The sequence below is a fragment of the Methylobacterium sp. D54C genome (genome assembly GCF_053345595.1).
In genome coordinates this window covers 300,847-318,012 of the sequence record NZ_JBKFAK010000001.1, presented here as the reverse complement: position 1 = coordinate 318,012, position 17,166 = coordinate 300,847, and the positions used below count along the sequence as shown (strand labels likewise).

Below are 17,166 nucleotides of genomic sequence, written 5' to 3'. Positions count from 1 at the left end.
GTCCGTTCTATGGGCCTCTCCTTCCCTCGGCGGGAAGGAGCCGGAAGTTCGGGCGGTGCGGCGGGGACCGGGATCCCCCCGGCACCACCCAAGATCCCTCCCCGAGGGGAGGGGCCTCACATCAGCCGATCGACTTGGCGACGCTCTCGACGACGCTCTTCAGCTTGCCGGCGTTCTCGTCCGACAGGTCCTTGGAGGCGGCGATCGAGTCGAGCAGGTCCTTGTGCTTGGAGCGCAGGGTCGAGAGCAGCGCGTCCTCGAACGGGCGGACCTTGGTCACCGGCATCTTGTCGAGGTAGCCGTTCACGCCGGCGTAGATCACCGCGACCTGCTCTTCCATCTTCAGCGGCGAGAATTGCGGCTGCTTCAGGAGCTCGGTGAGCCGCGAGCCGCGGTTCAGGAGGGCCTGGGTGGAGGCGTCGAGGTCCGAGCCGAACTGCGCGAAGGCGGCCATCTCGCGGTACTGCGCGAGCTCGCCCTTGATCTTGCCGGCGACCTTCTTCATCGCCTTGGTCTGCGCCGAGGAGCCCACCCGCGACACCGAGAGTCCGACGTTCACCGCCGGGCGGATGCCCTGGTAGAACAGGTCGGTCTCGAGGAAGATCTGGCCGTCGGTGATCGAGATCACGTTGGTCGGGATGTAGGCCGAGACGTCGTTGGCCTGGGTCTCGATGACCGGCAGCGCGGTCAGCGAGCCGTTGCCGGCGGCGTCGCCCATCTTGGCGGCGCGCTCGAGCAGGCGGCTGTGGAGGTAGAACACGTCGCCCGGATACGCCTCGCGGCCCGGCGGGCGGCGCAGCAGCAGCGACATCTGGCGGTAGGCCACGGCCTGCTTCGAGAGATCGTCGTACACGATCACGGCGTGCATGCCGTTGTCGCGGAAGTACTCGCCCATGGCGCAGCCGGCGAACGGCGCGATGAACTGCATCGGGGCCGCGTCGGACGCCGTCGCGGCGATGACGATGGAGTACTCCAGCGCGCCCTGGTCCTCTAGGACCTTCACGAACTGGGCCACCGTCGAGCGCTTCTGGCCGATGGCGACGTAGATGCAGTAGAGCTTGGCCTTCTCGTCACCGCCGGCGGTGTGGCCCGGCTTCTGGTTCAGGATCGTGTCGAGGGCGATGGCGGTCTTGCCGGTCTGGCGGTCGCCGATGATCAGCTCGCGCTGGCCGCGGCCGACCGGGATCAGGGCGTCGATCGCCTTCAGGCCCGTGGCCATCGGCTCGTGCACAGACTTGCGCGGGATGATGCCCGGAGCCTTGACGTCGACGCGGCGACGCTCGGTCGACTGGATCGGGCCCTTGCCGTCGATCGGGTTGCCGAGGGCGTCGACGACGCGGCCGAGCAGGCCCTTGCCGACCGGCACGTCCACGATGGCGCCGGTCCGCTTGACGGTCTGGCCTTCCTTGATCTCGCGGTCGGAGCCGAAGATCACGATGCCGACGTTGTCCTGCTCGAGGTTCAGGGCCATGCCGCGCACGCCCGACTCGAACTCGACCATCTCGCCGGCCTGGACGTTGTCGAGGCCGTAGGCGCGGGCGATGCCGTCGCCGACGGACAGGACCTGCCCGACCTCGGAGACCTCGGCCTCCTCGCCGAAGTTCTTGATCTGCTCTTTCAGGATCGCGGAGATCTCGGCGGCGCGGATGTCCATACTCGGGCCTCTGTCGCTGATGCGTCTATGCGTGTTCGGGTCGGATGGGGGCGCTTACCGCGCGGCCCGCATCGCGAGGCGGATACCGTTGAGCTTGGTCTTGAGGGAGGCGTCGACCATGCGCGAGCCCATCTTCACGACGAGGCCGCCGATCAGGCTGGGGTCGACCACGAGGTCGACGGCGACATCGGCCTTGGCGATGTCGCGCAGCGACGCCTTGATCTCCTCGATCACCGCGTCGGAAGGCTTCTCGGCCACCCGAACCTGGGCGCGCACGATGCCCTTCGAGTCCTGGACCAGGGTCCGGAACGCGTCGATCATGTCGGGCAGGGCGAAGAGCCGGCGGTTCGAGGCCGCGAGGCGGATGAAATTGCCGGCGAGGCCGCCGATCCCCGCCTTGTCGAGCACGGCACCGATGGCGGCCGCCTGCTCCTCGGCGCTGAAGACCGGGCTGCGGACGAGGCGGCGGAGATCCGCGCTCTCCTTCAGCAGCGTGTCGAATTGATCGAGAGACTCGGCGACCGCGTCGACCTGGCGCTCGTCGCGCGCGAGCTCGAACAGGGCGGAAGCGTACCGGCCCGCCACGCCTGCGACCAGGGGACCAGCCTCGGAACCGTTCTGCGCCACCCGTCGCTCTCTTCTCTGGTTGCCCGTCCGCTCCGCGCGCTCCGGCTGGAGCGCGGTGCGAGACCGTTCGGGACGTGGGATCGCGCCGGCAACGGACAGGTCGAGAACTGTCCTCGCGGCGCGGCGACCGCCTAGCATGCCAGCATGGCCGCGCGCAACACGGCAGGCGCGCGTCGCTGCGCGTCAGGACGGCGGAAGTGTGACGCGGGTCCCGCCTCAGCAGGCGAGCCGGTCGCAGCGCCGCACGCTCGCGATCATCTTGGCCATGGCGCCGGCGCCGGGATGCCCGAGGATCCCGCTGTTGCCGATCACGTAGGACGGCGTCGCGTAGAGGCCGAGATCCGCGGCCATCCGCATCTGGCTCTTCAGCGCCGCGCGCACCTCCTCGCTGTCGGCGATCTCCTCGACCTCCGCCTGCGGGATCCCCATCGTGGCGGCGACGGCGAGCGCGCCGGGCCCGTCGATGCGGCCGGGCTTGCCCAGCAGCGTCTGGTAGAAGCGCCACGCGGCCTCGGAGCCGAGCTTGCGCTGCACCGCGAGCATCACCTTGGCGGCCTGGGCGGATTGCGGCGACAGGATCGGGTTGTGGACAAGCCCGATCCGCAGCTCCGGATCGCTGTCGTGCAGGGCGACCACGTCGGCGGCCGCCTTCCGGCAGTACGGGCAGTTGAAGTCGAAGAACTCGTAGAGCGTGGTCCCGGCATCCCGCGGCCCGACATAGGTCACGCCGCGCAGGGCCGGGATCTGCCCGGTGATCTCGCCCGGCAGGATCGAGTTCGCCACCGCGCGCCCGTCGTCGCCCGTCACCGCGACCCGCTGGCCGTAGGATTGCGCGGAGGCGCCGGTCAGGCCGGCACCGAAGGTGGCGGCTGCGGCGAGCAGGAGACGTCGCGAGACAGGCTTCGAAACAGGCATGGGACTCGTCCGGGGCATCGCTGTCCCGCTCCGGCCGCGCCGAAGCGGAGCCGGACCAGAACCAGGGGGTCGAGTCGGTTTCATGGCCGAGCGGCCGTGAACGTCGCGCTACCGCGGGGCGGGCGCGGCCTAGCGCAGCCCCTTCGGCCGGTCGCCGGTCGCCCAGGCCAGGGCCTGCTCGAGCCGGTCGTTGCCCCAGAACAGCTCGCCGTCGTCGGCCAGGAACGTCGGCGCCCCGTAGATCCCGCGGGAGCGCGCCTCCTCGACGCTGACCCGCAGCTTCGTCTTGTTGGCCTCGGCGGCGGCGGCCCGCACGGTCTGCGTGCCGTCGAGCCCGAGCGAATCGAGGATCTCCGCGACGGCCGCCGGCTCCGCGATCGAGCGGCCCTCGGCGAAGCTCGCGGTGAAGACCGCCTTCGAGAACGGGACCAGCCACGGCTGGTCCTGGCCGAGGATCGCGACCCGCACCGCGCTGAGGCTGTTCTGCGGGAACTGGGCGGGCCGCGTCACCGGCGGCAGGCCGAGGCGGGCGGCCTCGCGCTCGACGTCGCGCCACATGTTCTTGCCCTTGGCCGCGTAGAGATTGAACGGCGAGGTGGTCCACCCCTGCGCGGCGAAGAGCGGCCCGACCAGGAAGGGGCGCCACCGGATCGCCACGTCCGCCTCGGCGGCGGCGGCCTCGACGCGCATGGCCGCGAGGTAGGAGTAGGTGGAGGCGAATTCGTACCAGAACTCCAGAATTGGCTGGCGCGCCATAGACTTCGCTTCTCCGATGCACTCTCGCGGCGATGACGACCTGCAACGCCCGGGCCGTTTCTGACACAACCGCAAGGCCGTCGTGAGGCGAAACGCGGCCGATCCTCCGGCATCTCGGCTACGCGCGAGGCGGCGCGCCGGTTGCAGGCCGGTGACACCCGCGATAAGCCGCAGACGCCGAGCCAGATCCCTCGCCCAGTTCCGGAAGTCCCATGTCCGTCCCCGCGAAGAGCCCCGTGAAGAAGGTCGTGCTGGCCTATTCCGGCGGCCTCGACACATCGATCATCCTGAAGTGGCTGCAGACCACCTACGGCTGCGAGGTCGTCACCTTCACGGCCGATCTCGGCCAGGGCGAGGAGCTGGAGCCCGCGCGCAGCAAGGCGGAGCTCCTCGGCATTAAGCCCGAGAACATCTACATCGAGGACCTGCGCGAGGAATTCGTCCGCGACTACGTCTTCCCGATGTTCCGGGCGAACGCGGTCTACGAGGGCGTCTACCTGCTCGGCACCTCGATCGCCCGCCCGCTGATCGCCAAGAAGCAGATCGAGATCGCCGAGCGCGTCGGCGCCGACGCGGTCTGCCACGGCGCCACCGGCAAGGGGAACGATCAGGTCCGGTTCGAGCTCGGCTACTACGCGCTCAAGCCCGACGTCACGGTGATCGCGCCCTGGCGCGAGTGGGACCTGCGCTCGCGCGAGCAGCTCATCGCCTTCGCCGAGCAGCACCAGATCCCGATCGCCAAGGACAAGCGCGGCGAGAGCCCGTTCTCGGTGGACGCCAACCTTCTGCACGCCTCCTCGGAGGGCAAGGTGCTGGAGGATCCGGCCGTCGAGGTGCCGGACTACGTCTACTCGCGCACCCTCTCGCCCGAGGAGGCGCCCGACCAGCCGACGGTCATCACGATCGGGTTCGAGCGCGGCGACGCCGTCTCGATCGACGGCGAGGCTCTGTCGCCCGCGAGCCTGCTGACCAAGCTCAACGAGCTCGGCCGCGCCAACGGCATCGGCCGGCTCGATCTGGTGGAGAACCGCTTCGTCGGCATGAAGAGCCGCGGCATGTACGAGACGCCGGGCGGCACGATCCTGCTGCCGGCGCACCGCGCCATCGAGTCGATCACCCTGGACCGGGGGGCAGCGCACCTCAAGGACCAGCTCATGCCGCAATACGCCGAGCTGATCTACAACGGCTTCTGGTTCTCGCCGGAGCGCGAGATGATCCAGGCCCTGATCGACAAGAGCCAGGAGAAGGTCACCGGCACGGTGCGGCTGAAGCTCTACAAGGGCGGCGTCCACGTGATCGGCCGCGAGAGCCCGCACTCGCTCTACGACCAGGACCTCGTGACCTTCGAGGAGGGCGCCGTCGCCTACGATCACCGCGACGCGGCGGGTTTCATCAAGCTCAACGCCCTGCGGCTTCGCACGCTGGCCCAGCGCAGGAAGCGCGAGGGCTGAGCCCGCTGCCGGTCGCCGCCGCGCGGACGGCAGCGACCGGAGGTAGCCGTCAGGCGGGGAGCCAGCGCTCGGCGGCCCGACGGAAGTCGCCGGGGCCGAGATCGGCGTAGCGCAGGAAGATCTGCAGGGCCGGCTGCAATTCGCGATGGAGGCGCACGAGCCGCGTCTCCGCGTCCTCGTCGTCGTTCGCGGCCGCGCCCGGCACGGCGGCGAGAAGGCGCTTCATCGCCGCGGTGTAGGCGCCGTCCGCGCCGTAGGGCCGCTCCGGGTCGACGCGCGGCACCCCCTGCTCGGCGTTCCACCCGATATTCAGCTGCGGGATCAGCGCGAGGTGCTCGGGCGTCACCGCGAAGGTGATGACGTCCGGGGTCTCGCCGGTGGCCGCGTCCCGGAAGACGTCGCCCACGGCGCCCGGATCGAGCTTGGCCAGACCGTTGTGGTACTGGTACCGGCCCGGCTTCAGCTGCCCGTTCTGGACGAAGACGGCGAGGCCGTCCTCGAGCGACCGGTGCTCCTCCTCGGCGCCCTCGTCGTCGCCGGTGACGTTGGCGATGTCGCCGTCGCGGTCGAGGCTGCCATAGGGGGCGGCCGGGTGGATGGTCGGCGCCCCCGGCTCGGCGCCGTCCCAGGCGACGACCATCCGGCGGATCAGGGCGATGCGCTCCAGGCTCAGGTCGTAGACGGCATCGCTCATCGTGTATCGGTCCCGGCTCTCACGCTTGGAAGGCCCGTCTTACAGAGACGAGTCGCCCCCTGCTACCGCCGCAAGCAGCCCGTGAGGCCGTCGATCTGTCCCATCATCGCCTGGATCCGCGCGGCCCGGCGGCGCACCCCGGGGGAGGGCCGGCCGGCGCTGCGGGTGATCGGGTTCGGCAGCACGGCGGCGAGCAGGGCGGCCTCGTTGCGGGTCAGCCGGCTCGCGTCCTTGCCGAACCAGTGCCGGCTCGCGGCCTGCGCGCCGTAGATCCCGTCGCCCCACTCGGCGACGTTGAGGTAGATCTCCATCATCCGGCGCTTGCCCCAGAGCGTGTCGAGCGCCAGCGCCAGCGGGATCTCGATGGCCTTCCGGATGTAGGAGCGGCCGGGCCACAGGAAGACGTTCTTCACCGTCTGCATGGCGATCGTGGAGGCGCCGCGGCTCGGGGAATCCTCGTCCTCGACCACGTCGCGGATCGCGCCGAAATCGACGCCGTGATCCAGGCAGAAGCGCTGGTCCTCCGAGGCGATCACGGCCTGGGGCAGGGCCGGCGCGATGGCGAAGAGCGGGACCGGATCCCGACTCACCGGCTGAAGCGTCAACCACCGCCCCAGCATCAGGGTCGACGGCGGCATCACCGCGCTATAGACGAGCGCCAACGTCAGCGCGAGGACGAACCCGACGGCGGGGAGCAGCAGCAGCGCTCCCACAAGCTGTCGGACGCGACGGGAACGGCGCGGGCGCGCGAGCGGGAGGTCGCGACCTGCCGTCTCCCGCCTGCGTCGAGCCCCGTCCACCGTGAGTCCGTCCCCGCCCAACTGACACCCGATTGGTTTTCGCAAGGCCAGGACCGGACGTAAGCCCGATGACCCCGACCCCCTCAACGCAGGCACCGACCGGTTCGGTCAAGGCAGTCACGCCGGCCGCCGATTTTACCCACAGGTTGACGGAGGTCGCCGACACGGTCGAGACCTTCCTGGTCGAGCGGCTCGGCCCCGCGGTCGGCGCCGGCGAGATCGCCCGGCCGCCCCGCCTGATGGAGGCCATGCGGCACGCCGTGCTCGGCGGCGGCAAGCGTCTCCGGCCGTTCCTGGCCATCGAGACCGCCCGGATGCTCGGCGGCTCCGAGGCCGCCGCGCTGGCGGCCGGCGCCGGCGTCGAGCTGGTCCACTGCTACAGCCTCGTCCACGACGACCTGCCGGCGATGGACGACGACGACATGCGCCGCGGCAAGCCCACGGTCCACAAGGCCTACGACGAGGCCACCGCCATCCTCGTCGGCGACGCCCTGCAGACGCTGGCCTTCGAGATCGTGGCCGACCCGACCTGGCAGCCGGATGCGCGCATCCGCGCCGACCTCGTGCTCGGCCTCGCCCGGGCCTCGGGCCTCGGCGGCATGGTCGGCGGCCAGCTCCTCGACCTCACCGCCGAGGGTCGGTTCGGCGCGGCCAACATGGACGTGGACGACACCCTGCGGATGCAGGCGATGAAGACCGGCGCGATCCTGGCCTTCTCGGTGGAGGCCGGCGCCATCGTCGGCGGTGCCGACAAGGACCAGCAGGCCGCACTCCTGCGCTACGGCCTCGCCCTGGGGCAGGCCTTCCAGATCGCCGACGACATCCTCGACCGGGAGGCCTCGCCCGAGGCCATGGGCAAGGCCACCGGCAAGGACAAGGATGCCGGCAAGGCGACGCTCGTCGACCGTCTCGGCATCGACGGGGCCCGCGCCGAGTGCGACCGCCTCGTCGGCGTCTGCGAGGACGCGGTGTCGTCCTGGGGGGAGGGCGCCCGCGTCCTGCGCGACGCCGCCCGCTTCACGGTCGCCCGCAAGACCTGATCGCGCCGGGCGGGGGAAACCCGGCCGCCGCCTCGGGCGGCCGGGCCGGGCCCGGCGGCCCGACCTCCGCGAACACTGCGCCACGACCACGCGAGGCACGCCACAAGCGATCGCGGCACCGCCGGATCGAAACCCTCCGCGATGCGGACCCGCGCCGTCCCGATCGGGGCCATCCGAACCGGAGGCGGGGCCGCGGAGCGCGCGGCGCCGGTCAGAGCCGGTTGGTCTTGTTGTGGACGTCGAGGCACACGGCGGCGAGCAGGACGACGCCCTTGATCACCTGCTGCCAGTCGACGCCGATCCCCAGGATCGACATGCCGTTGTTCATGATGCCGATGATGAAGGCGCCGATCACGACGCCCGAGACCTTGCCGATCCCGCCGGCCGCCGAGGCGCCGCCGATGAAGCAGGCCGCGATCACGTCGAGCTCCATCCCGACGCCGGCCTTCGAGTTCGCGGTGTTGAGCCGGGCGACGAAGATCATGCCGGCGAGGCCCGCCAGCGCGCCCATGTTGGCGAAGGTCAGGAAGGTCAGCCGCTCGGTCTTGATGCCCGAGAGGCGCGCGGCCTTGATGTTCCCGCCCAGCGCGTAGATCCGGCGCCCGATCGTCGTCCGCGTCGTCACGAAGCCGTAGAGCGTCACCAGCGCCAGCAGCACGAGGAGCACGTTGGGCAGGCCCCGGTAGGCGCTCATCTGCCAGGCGAAGGCCAGGATCAGGATGGCGGTCACGCCGTTGCGGCCGATGAACGCCGCCGGGGACTCGGCCGGGCTTCCGTTCCGCAGCCGAGCCTGCCGCCGTCGCCAGTTCAGCCCGGTCAGCGTCGCGACCAGCGCGACGGCGATCAGGACGGCGGTCCAGGGTCCGGCGCCGTTGATCAGGAAGCCCTTGGCGAGGAGCTGGAACACCTCCGGGAACGGTCCGATGGAGGCCCCCTGCAGCAGCACCTGCGTCAGGCCGCGGAACACCATCATGCCGGCCAGGGTGACGATGAAGCTCGGGATGGCGAGGTAGGCCACGAAGTAGCCCTGCAGACCGCCGATGACCGCGCCCACCGCGAGGCACAGGACGGCCGCCGAGAACGGGTCGACGTGGAAGCGGACCATCAGCAGGGCGGCGAGCGCCCCCACGAAACCGATCACCGAGCCGACCGACAGGTCGATATGCCCGGCCACGATGACCAGCAGCATCCCGAGCGCCATCACGACGACGTAGCTGTTCTGGAGGATCAGGTTGGTCAGGTTCAGCGGCTGGAACAGGACGCCGCCCGTCGCGACCTCGAAGAACAGCGTGATCGCCGCCAGCGCGACGACGAGCCCGTAGGCGCGCAGTTGCGCCATCGGCAGGCGGCCGCGCCCGGCCCGGACTTCGCCCGCGGCGGCGGCCGGGATGAGTTCGCTGCCGGGGCTCATGGACTTGCTCACTGTGATGTCGGTCATCCGTTCGGCCCCCTGGAGCGCATGATGGCGCGCATGATCGCTTCCTGGCTGGCCTCGGCGCGGTCGAATTCGCCCACGAAGCGCCCCTCGTTCATCACGTAGATGCGGTCGCAGAGGCCGAGCAGTTCCGGCATCTCCGAAGAGATCAGGAGGACGCCGCGGCCGTCCTCGGCCAGCTCGTTGATGATGCTGTAGATCTCGTACTTCGCGCCGACATCGATGCCGCGGGTCGGCTCGTCGAGGATCAGCACCTTGGGCCGGGTGAACAGCCACTTGCTCAGCACGACCTTCTGTTGGTTGCCGCCCGACAGGTTCACGGTCTGCTGCGTCACCCCGACGGAGCGGATGCGCATCTTGGTGCGGTAGCCGGTCGCGACCCGGTGCTCGGCCGCCTCGTCGATCACCGCGGCGGTGGAGATCCCGGGCAGGTTCGCCAGGGTGGTGTTCCGGGCGATGTCCTCGCCCAGCACGAGCCCGAGCTGCTTGCGATCCTCGGTGACGTAGGCGAGGCCGGCCGCGATCGCCCGGTCGATCGTCGAGACGTCGACCTCGACACCCTCGATCCGGACCGTGCCCCGGATGTCCCGGCCGTAGGACCGGCCGAAGAGGCTCATGGCAAGCTCGGTCCGGCCCGAGCCCATCAGGCCCGCGATCCCGACGATCTCGCCCCGGCGCAGGCTCAGGTCGACGTCGCGCACCACCGCCCGGTCGGCGTGGACGGGGTGGTGGACCGTCCAGTCGCGCACCTCCATCAGCACCGCGCCGATCCGCGGCGTGCGGACCGGGTAGCGGCTCTCCAGCGTGCGGCCGACCATCGCCCGGATGATGCGGTCCTCGTCGATCGCGCCGCCGCGGCAGTCGAGGGTCTCGACGGTGCTGCCGTCGCGCAGGACCGTGATCCGGTCGGCCACCTTGGCGATCTCGTTGAGCTTGTGGGAAATCAGGATCGAGGCGATGCCCTGCGCTTTGAAGCGCAGCAGGAGCTGCAGCAGGGCCTCGCTGTCGGTCTCGCTCAACGACGCGGTCGGTTCGTCGAGGATCAGGAGCTTCACCTCCTTGGAGAGCGCCTTGGCGATCTCCACGAGCTGCTGCTTGCCGACCCCGAGATGGGTGACGAGGGTGTCGGGGCTCTCGTCGAGCCCCACCATCGCCATCAGCGCGCGGGCGCGGGCCTGGACACGATCCCGGTCGATGACCCCGAACCGGGCCGGCTCGTTGCCGAGGAAGATGTTCTCGGCGATCGACAGGTACGGCACCAGGGCGAGTTCCTGGTGGATGATCACGATGCCGAGGCGCTCGCTGTCCGTGATGTCCCGGAAGCGGCCCGGCCGCCCCTCGTAGGTGATGTCGCCCGTGTACGACCCGTAGGGATACACGCCGCTCAGCACCTTCATCAGCGTCGACTTCCCCGCGCCGTTCTCGCCGACCAGGGCGAGGATCTCGGCGGGCTCGACCGTCAGGTTGACGTCGGCGAGGGCCTTCACGCCGGGGAAGGTCTTGGTGATTCCCCGCATTTCGAGAACGGGCTGCATACGGCGCCTACCAGCTCGGACTGCACGTTCGGCCCGCGCGACAGTCGTCGCGGCGGGGATCGGATCGGGCGGAGCGACCGGGCTCCACCCCGGCATCGGTCACTTGAGCTGGTCGAGCGTGTAGTAGCCCGTGTCGATCAGGGCCGGCTTCCAGTTGGCCCGGGTGACGATCACCGGCGTGAGCAGGTAGGACGGGACGATCTTCTTGCCGTTATCGTAGGTCTTCACGTCGTTGACCTCGGGCTGTCGGCCCGCCTCGATGGCGTCGATCATCGCCACCGTCACCTTGGCCAGGTCCCGGGTGTCTTTGAAGATCGTCGCCGTCTGCTCACCGGCGATGATCGACTTGACCGATTGCAGCTCGGCGTCCTGGCCGCTGATCACCGGCAGCTTCACGCCGCCCGACCCGTAGCCCACGCTCTTCACCGACGAGAGGATCGCCGTGGAGATGCCGTCGTAGGGCGAGAGCACGGCATCCAGATGGGCGTTGCCGTAATAGGCCGAGAGCAGGTTATCCATCCGCGCCTGGGCGGTCGCGGCGTCCCAGCGCAGGGTGGACACCTTGTCCATGCCGAACTGGCCCGAGCGCACGACGAGCCTCTTCGCGTCGAGGTAGGGCTTCAGCACCGATAGGGCGCCGTCGTAGAAAAAGTATGCGTTATTGTCGTCGGGCGAACCGCCGAACAGCTCGATGTTGAAGGGCCCCTTCCCGTCCTTCAGGCCGAGGGCGTCGACGATGGATGTCGCCTGCTGAACGCCGACCTTGTAGTTGTCGAAGGTGGCGTAGTAATCGACGTTCGGCGTCCCCCGGATGAGCCGGTCGTAGGCGATGACCCTGACGCCGCGCTCGCTCGCTTTCGACAGCACATCGCTGAGTGTCGTGCCGTCGATGGAAGCGATCACCAGGATCTTCACGCCGGTAGTGAGCATGTTCTCGATCTGGGCGAGCTGGGTCGGGATGTCGTCGTCCGCGTATTGCAGATCCGGCTTGTAGCCCTTGGCCTTCAGAAGCCTGACGATGTTGTTGCCGTCGTCGATCCAGCGCTGCGACGACTTGGTCGGCATGGCGACCCCGATCGGATCCCCGCCGGCCGCCTGCGCGGATGTCGCGGCGGACACGCCGAGGAGCGACAGGCCCAGGATGTATTTGAGAACCGTCTGCCTGGCGATCATAATCCCCCCTATCGCTTCGCGGCCGGACTTCGACTTCAATCGAAGCGAGTCCGCGCTCCCGTTATTGTCGATTGAAAATTTTTTATAGTTACAACGCGATGTTTGACTTACCTATTCTATGGTCGACACCCATCCACTGCCCGACCGAAGATCCCTGCGGGAGCCGATCCGGCAAGCTTGGCCGGGTTGGCAGGCAGAGGCGCGACTCGGGCGCCGCCGGCAGCCTCTTCGAGGGCTGAGCCCGCACCTTGAGAAGCTCGGGCATTCGATTTGTATGAGTTATAGAACGGGCCGTCAATCGGCGCGCGCGGGGCGCCGTCGCGAAGCGCGGCCTGAGACGTGTGTGGAGCCGGCCGCGGATTCAGGCCCGGATTCGATCGCCGGTCGGCGCGATGGGGTCGGGTGGGCCACGGGGCGCGGCCGGCCGATCGGCACGGCGGCCATGACCGGTCCGCTCGATCGGATCAGGGCAGGCCGGATCGCGTGTCCGCACCGCCAAGCAGTTCAGCGGGGCGTCGCCGCGCGGGCCCGGAAACCGCGTCGGTTCAGCCGCGGCCGACGAACGGCATCTTGGTGGCCATGATGGTCATGAACTGCACGTTGGCCTCCAGCGGCAGGCTCGCCATGGACAGCACGGCCTGGCCGACATGGTCCGGATCCATCACCGCCTCGGCCCGCAGAGAGCCGTCCGCCTGCGGGACGCCGGCCTTCATCTTGCCGCCCATGGGCGTGTCGGCGTTGCCGATATCGATCTGGCCGCAGGCGATGTCGTAGGCCCGGCCGTCGAGGGAGGTCGCCTTGGTCAGCCCGGTCACGGCGTGCTTGGTCGCCGTGTAGGCGATGGAGTTCGGTCGGGGCGCGTGGGCCGAGATCGAGCCGTTGTTGATGATCCGGCCGCCCCGGGGATCCTGGTCGCGCATGATCCGGAAGGCGTGCTGCGTGCACAGGAACAGCGCCGTGAGGTTGGTGTCGACCACCTGCCGCCAGGTCTCGAGGGGCAGGTCCTCCAGCGGGACCGCCGGAGCGCCGATCCCGGCATTGTTGAACAGCAGGTCGAGCCGGCCGAACTCCGCCTTGGTGCGCGCGAACAGGGCGGCGATCGAGTCGGGATCGGTCACGTCGGTCGGGACCGCCAGGGCCCCGTGCCCGATCCGCGCGGCGACCTCCTCGAGGGCAGCCTGACGCCGCCCCGAGAGGACGACGCGCCATCCGGCGTCGGCGAGCGCCAGTGCGGCGGCCTTGCCGACACCCGTCCCGGCCCCGGTCACGATCGCGATCCGCTCAAGCCCCGACATGCGTTCCTCCCGGTTCCGGTGTTTCACCGCCTGTAGCGGATGGCCGCCGCCGCGCGAAGGCGTCGGCGTTTCAGATGCGGGCCGCGGTCACGGGGCGTACCGGCGGCCGCCATGCGCTATGGTGGTCGAAAGACACGGGGACGGGAACGGAACGATGGGGCAGGGTTCGTCGGCAGGCCTGCGCGGGACGAGCGACGCGGCGGTCCCGGCGTGAGCGCACCCGAGATCCCGTTCCTCGCCGGCCTCGACGCGCCGGCAATCGCGGCCGTGCGGGCCCGGATGGTGCCTGTGGCGGTGCCGGGCGGCCGGACCCTGTTCGAGCAGGGCGAGACCGGGGACGCCCTGTACACGCTGGTCTCCGGCGCGGTCGGCGTCTCGGCCCGCGACCATGCCGGGCGGCCGACCCGGATCGCGCGCCTGCGGCCGCCCGAGACCTTCGGCGAGATGGCCCTGCTGTCGGACGCCCCGCGGGCGGCGACCGTGATGGCGCTGCGCGATTCGCACCTCCTGCAACTCACCCGCGACGCCTTCGAGGCGGTGATCGCCGAGCACCCGCACACACTCCTCTACTTCGCCCGGATGCTCGCCGACCGCCTGCGGGCGATCTACGACGGCCACTCGGTCCACCACGCACCGCGGATCTTCACGATCCTGGCCGTGACCGAGGGGCCCGATCCGGCGAGGGTGGCGCGGCAGCTCGCCGCCGCCTTCGACGCCCTGCTGCCCGGGAAGACCGGCTGCCTCACCGACTGGCCGGAGGGCGCCGACGAGGCGTGGTTCCAGGCCTTCGAGGGCGCCCACGCGCGCACGATCTTCGCGGCGCACGACATCGACTGCCCCTGGTGCCGCCAGAGCCAGCGGCGGGGCGACCATGTCCTGCTCCTCGCCGAGCCCGGCGCGCCGCCGCGGCCGGGCGCGGCGGCCTATCTCGACCGGGTGCGTTCCGACTGGATCCGCATGGACCTCGTCGTGCGCCAGGACCCCGCGGCCCGGCGCCCGAGGGCCCTGCATCCGGAGGTCGCCGCGCTGCCCGCGGCGATGCGCATCCAGGTCCGGGACGGCGACCGGGGGGATCTGCATCGCCTCGCGCGGCTCGCCAGCGGGTCGGCGCGCGGCCTCGTCCTCGGCGGCGGCGGGGCGCGGGGGCTCGCCCATCTCGGGGTGCTCAAGGCCCTCGACGAGGTCGCCTGCGCGCCCGACTTCGTCGGCGGGACCAGCATGGGGGCGATCATCGCGGCGAGCCTCGCCATGGGCTGGAGCGTCGCGGAGATCCAGGCGTAGATCGAGGCGTTCTTCGCCACCAGCAACCCGATCAACGACTACACGCTGCCGCTGCACGCGCTGACCCGCGGCGCCAAGGTCGATGCCGGCCTCGCGGCGCGGTACGGCGGCGTGCGCATCGAGGACCTCTGGCTGCCGTTCTTCTGCGTCTCGTCGAACCTGACGACCGGCAACACCATGGTGCACCGCTCGGGCGACCTGCCGAAGGCCCTGCGCGCCAGCATCGCGATCCCCGGCCTCCTGCCGCCCGTGCTGTGCGACGAGGGCGTCCTGGTCGACGGCGGCATGATGAACAACCTGCCGGCCGACGTCGCCGCCGGGCTGGAGCGCGGCCCGGTCCTGGCCGTCGATGTCGGGACCGACCGGGCGTTCCAGGACATGCCGCGGCGCGGGTGGAGCGGACGGCTCATGCGCAGGCTGATCGGCTCGCCGCTGGCGATGCCGGGCCTGGCCCCGCTGCTCCTGCGCGCCGCCACCGTGTCGAGCGACGCGCAGAGCCTGATGGCGGCGGCCCACGCGACCGCCGTGCTCAAGCCGCAGCTCTCCGGCATCGACCTGCGGGCGTGGTCGCGCTTCCGGGAATCGGCGGAGCTCGGCTACCGGGAGACCCGCGCGGGCATCGCGACCGGGACCCTCGCGCGCTGGCTCGACCCGATGCGCTGACCCGGTGCGCTGAACGCGTGCGCTGACCCGGTGCGCTGAGATGTCCGCGTGCGGCGGCGCACGCGCGGCGCCCGCGGCCCTGTAACCCGGACCATCCGCCGACGATCTCCGGTGCAACACGTCATCGGGAGACCGGAACCATGACCCACCCTGCCAAGACCCCGACCGGCGCCGTGCCCGGTTCCGCGCCGGACCGGCGCGCCGCGGCCGACCATTCCGGGCCGCACGCCCTCCTGCACGGCGCCGCCTTCGTGCTGCTGTGCCTCTGGACGCGGACCGCGCCGGAGCGTCTGCGCGACCAGCTCTCCCCGGACGCCGGCGACGGCGCCGCGCTCGGCTTCTGAGCGGATCGGACCGGAGGACGCGCGCGTTCTCCGCCGCGGGGGAGCCGGACATGACGGAGCGCGCGCGAGGATGACCGTCGCGGGAGTGAGGTTTCGCCGGATCGCCCTGCCGGAGGTCGGCCTGCACGTGGCCGAGGCAGGCCCCGAGACGGGGCCGCCGACCATCCTGCTGCACGGCTTCCCGGAATGCTGGTACGGCTGGCGCCACCAGATCGGGCCGCTCGCCGAGGCGGGGCTGCGGATCATCGCGCCGGATCAGCGCGGCTACGGCCTCAGCGACAAGCCGGCGGAGATCGCCGCCTATCACCTGGACCGGCTGGCCGGCGACGTCCTGGCCCTGGCCGACACCTACGGCGCGCCCACGGTGCGGCTCGTCGGCCACGACTGGGGGGGCCTCGTCGTGTGGTGGGTGGCGAGCCGCCACCCCGAGCGGATCGACCGGCTGGCGATCCTCAACGCGCCGCATCCCGCGATCGTCGGCGCCTACATGCGCCGCCATCCCGGTCAGTGGCTGCGCAGCACCTATGTGGGCCTCTTCCAGCTCCCGCGCCTGCCCGAGCGGCTGCTCACGGCGGATCGCGGCCGGGTCCTGCGGCGCGCGCTGACGACCTCCAGCCGGCCGGGCACCTTCGCGCAGGCCGATCTCGACCATTACGTCGCGGCGTGGCTCCAGCCCGGCGCGATGACCGGCATGCTGAACTGGTACCGTGCCCTTGTGCAGCTGCCCCGGGCGCGGCCGCCGCGGGTGCGCGTGCCGGTGCTGATCCTCTGGGGGCGACGGGATACGGCGCTGCAGCCCGGCTTGGCGGAGGCGAGCCTCGCGTTCTGCGACGCCGGCCGGCTCCGCTGGTACGAGCGGGCCAGCCACTGGCTCGCCCACGAGGAGCCCGAGGCGGTCAACGCCGACCTCGGCGCGTTCCTCCGCTGGCCGCCGGGCGCCCGCGGGAGCTCGGGCCGGTCCACGCGGGCAAGTTGTAGAACGTTATTCAATGCGCGGCCGGATCTCGCAAGTCTCCGCGCCGGTACGTGCGGACGCGCGTCGGGCGGCGCGGTAATCCGTTCGCTTCTCGGAAGCCACGTACTATTTTTCGCTCGCCGCTCCGGAACATGACGAGCACTTGTCACTTGGTGGTGGCCCATGAGGGCTGATCGGAGCTACTCCACGATGTCTTTTCGTTCTTTCCTGACCGCGGGTGTGGTCTTCGGCGGCCTCCTGGCGGGAACCGTCGCGTCGCAGGCCGCGCCCGCGCTCGCGCAGCCCGGCTTCGCCGGATCCGACATGGTCGAGACCGTGGCGATGCATCGCCACCACCGCATGCATCATCACCGGATGCACCGCCATCACTCGACCCGGCACGAGCGCCGGATGCGGCGCATGAACACGATGCGCCACGGCAACCCGAACGCCCGCAACCCGTCGCGCCCGGGCTACCAGCAGCAGCTCGGCAACACCACGGGCGGCCCGCGCTATTGACATCGCGACCGCGCCCGGATACCGCGCAG

The 17,166-nt window shown here is 70.7% G+C and carries 14 protein-coding genes and 2 pseudogenes; 6 read left to right on the top strand and 10 right to left on the bottom strand.

Annotated elements, in window-relative coordinates; translation table 11 throughout:
* Positions 1–121: 121 nt before the first annotated feature.
* The 4 genes from atpA to ACLBYB_RS01685 form a co-directional block, all read right to left on the bottom strand.
* A complete protein-coding gene (gene atpA / locus ACLBYB_RS01700) occupies positions 122–1,654 on the bottom strand; it encodes a F0F1 ATP synthase subunit alpha (RefSeq protein ID WP_354454275.1) in 1,533 nt (510 codons plus the stop codon).
* A gap of 54 nt (positions 1,655–1,708) precedes the next feature.
* Entirely contained in the window at positions 1,709–2,281 is a 573-nt protein-coding gene (locus tag ACLBYB_RS01695; protein WP_020093499.1) for a F0F1 ATP synthase subunit delta, read from the bottom strand.
* 216 nt (positions 2,282–2,497) lie between these two features.
* On the bottom strand, positions 2,498–3,196 hold the full coding sequence (locus ACLBYB_RS01690; RefSeq protein WP_056522497.1) for a DsbA family protein: 699 nt from the start codon (positions 3,194–3,196) through the stop codon (positions 2,498–2,500).
* 129 nt (positions 3,197–3,325) lie between these two features.
* Positions 3,326–3,952 (bottom strand): 2-hydroxychromene-2-carboxylate isomerase, encoded by a 627-nt coding sequence (locus tag ACLBYB_RS01685; RefSeq protein WP_020093497.1) that lies wholly within the window; start codon positions 3,950–3,952, stop codon positions 3,326–3,328.
* Positions 3,953–4,164: 212 nt separating this feature from the next.
* Here ACLBYB_RS01685 and ACLBYB_RS01680 point away from each other — a divergent pair, with 212 nt between their 5' ends.
* Positions 4,165–5,403: an argininosuccinate synthase gene (locus tag ACLBYB_RS01680; RefSeq protein WP_447697668.1), complete on the top strand. Its 1,239-nt coding sequence runs from the start codon at positions 4,165–4,167 to the stop codon at positions 5,401–5,403.
* A gap of 49 nt (positions 5,404–5,452) precedes the next feature.
* Here ACLBYB_RS01680 and ACLBYB_RS01675 read toward each other — a convergent pair whose 3' ends face one another.
* Positions 5,453–6,097 carry a hypothetical protein gene (locus ACLBYB_RS01675; protein WP_091977071.1) on the bottom strand — a complete coding sequence of 215 codons (645 nt, stop codon included), beginning with the start codon at positions 6,095–6,097 and terminating at the stop codon, positions 5,453–5,455.
* A 62-nt stretch (positions 6,098–6,159) separates the two neighbouring features.
* Positions 6,160–6,930 (bottom strand): monofunctional biosynthetic peptidoglycan transglycosylase, encoded by a 771-nt coding sequence (gene mtgA / locus ACLBYB_RS01670; protein ID WP_447698127.1) that lies wholly within the window; start codon positions 6,928–6,930, stop codon positions 6,160–6,162.
* A 35-nt stretch (positions 6,931–6,965) separates the two neighbouring features.
* Here mtgA and ACLBYB_RS01665 point away from each other — a divergent pair, with 35 nt between their 5' ends.
* Entirely contained in the window at positions 6,966–7,937 is a 972-nt protein-coding gene (locus tag ACLBYB_RS01665) for a polyprenyl synthetase family protein (protein WP_447697667.1), read from the top strand.
* A 211-nt stretch (positions 7,938–8,148) separates the two neighbouring features.
* On the opposite strand, the gene mmsB is transcribed toward ACLBYB_RS01665, so the two are convergent.
* From mmsB to ACLBYB_RS01645, 4 genes are all read right to left on the bottom strand, one after another.
* Complete coding sequence (gene mmsB / locus ACLBYB_RS01660) at positions 8,149–9,276, bottom strand: multiple monosaccharide ABC transporter permease (RefSeq protein WP_447698126.1); 1,128 nt, start codon at positions 9,274–9,276, stop codon at positions 8,149–8,151.
* A 95-nt stretch (positions 9,277–9,371) separates the two neighbouring features.
* Positions 9,372–10,907: a multiple monosaccharide ABC transporter ATP-binding protein gene (gene mmsA / locus ACLBYB_RS01655; protein WP_447680598.1), complete on the bottom strand. Its 1,536-nt coding sequence runs from the start codon at positions 10,905–10,907 to the stop codon at positions 9,372–9,374.
* A 99-nt stretch (positions 10,908–11,006) separates the two neighbouring features.
* Entirely contained in the window at positions 11,007–12,080 is a 1,074-nt protein-coding gene (chvE, locus tag ACLBYB_RS01650) for a multiple monosaccharide ABC transporter substrate-binding protein (RefSeq protein ID WP_447697666.1), read from the bottom strand.
* Between the two features lie 545 nt (positions 12,081–12,625).
* On the bottom strand, positions 12,626–13,375 hold the full coding sequence (locus tag ACLBYB_RS01645; RefSeq protein ID WP_447697665.1) for an SDR family oxidoreductase: 750 nt from the start codon (positions 13,373–13,375) through the stop codon (positions 12,626–12,628).
* A 210-nt stretch (positions 13,376–13,585) separates the two neighbouring features.
* On the opposite strand from ACLBYB_RS01645, the pseudogene ACLBYB_RS01640 reads away from it, so the two are divergent.
* From ACLBYB_RS01640 to ACLBYB_RS01625, 4 genes and pseudogenes are all read left to right on the top strand, one after another.
* Positions 13,586–15,319: pseudogene (locus tag ACLBYB_RS01640) on the top strand (patatin-like phospholipase family protein).
* A 140-nt stretch (positions 15,320–15,459) separates the two neighbouring features.
* Positions 15,460–15,663, top strand: coding sequence for a hypothetical protein (locus tag ACLBYB_RS01635; protein ID WP_020093487.1), 204 nt, complete (start codon positions 15,460–15,462; stop codon positions 15,661–15,663).
* Between the two features lie 70 nt (positions 15,664–15,733).
* Positions 15,734–16,585: pseudogene (locus ACLBYB_RS01630) on the top strand (alpha/beta fold hydrolase); the annotation flags it as partial.
* A gap of 243 nt (positions 16,586–16,828) precedes the next feature.
* The gene (locus tag ACLBYB_RS01625) at positions 16,829–17,137 is read left to right on the top strand and encodes a hypothetical protein (protein WP_447697664.1); all 309 of its coding nucleotides are present in this window, start codon (positions 16,829–16,831) and stop codon (positions 17,135–17,137) included.
* Positions 17,138–17,166 lie beyond the last annotated feature (29 nt).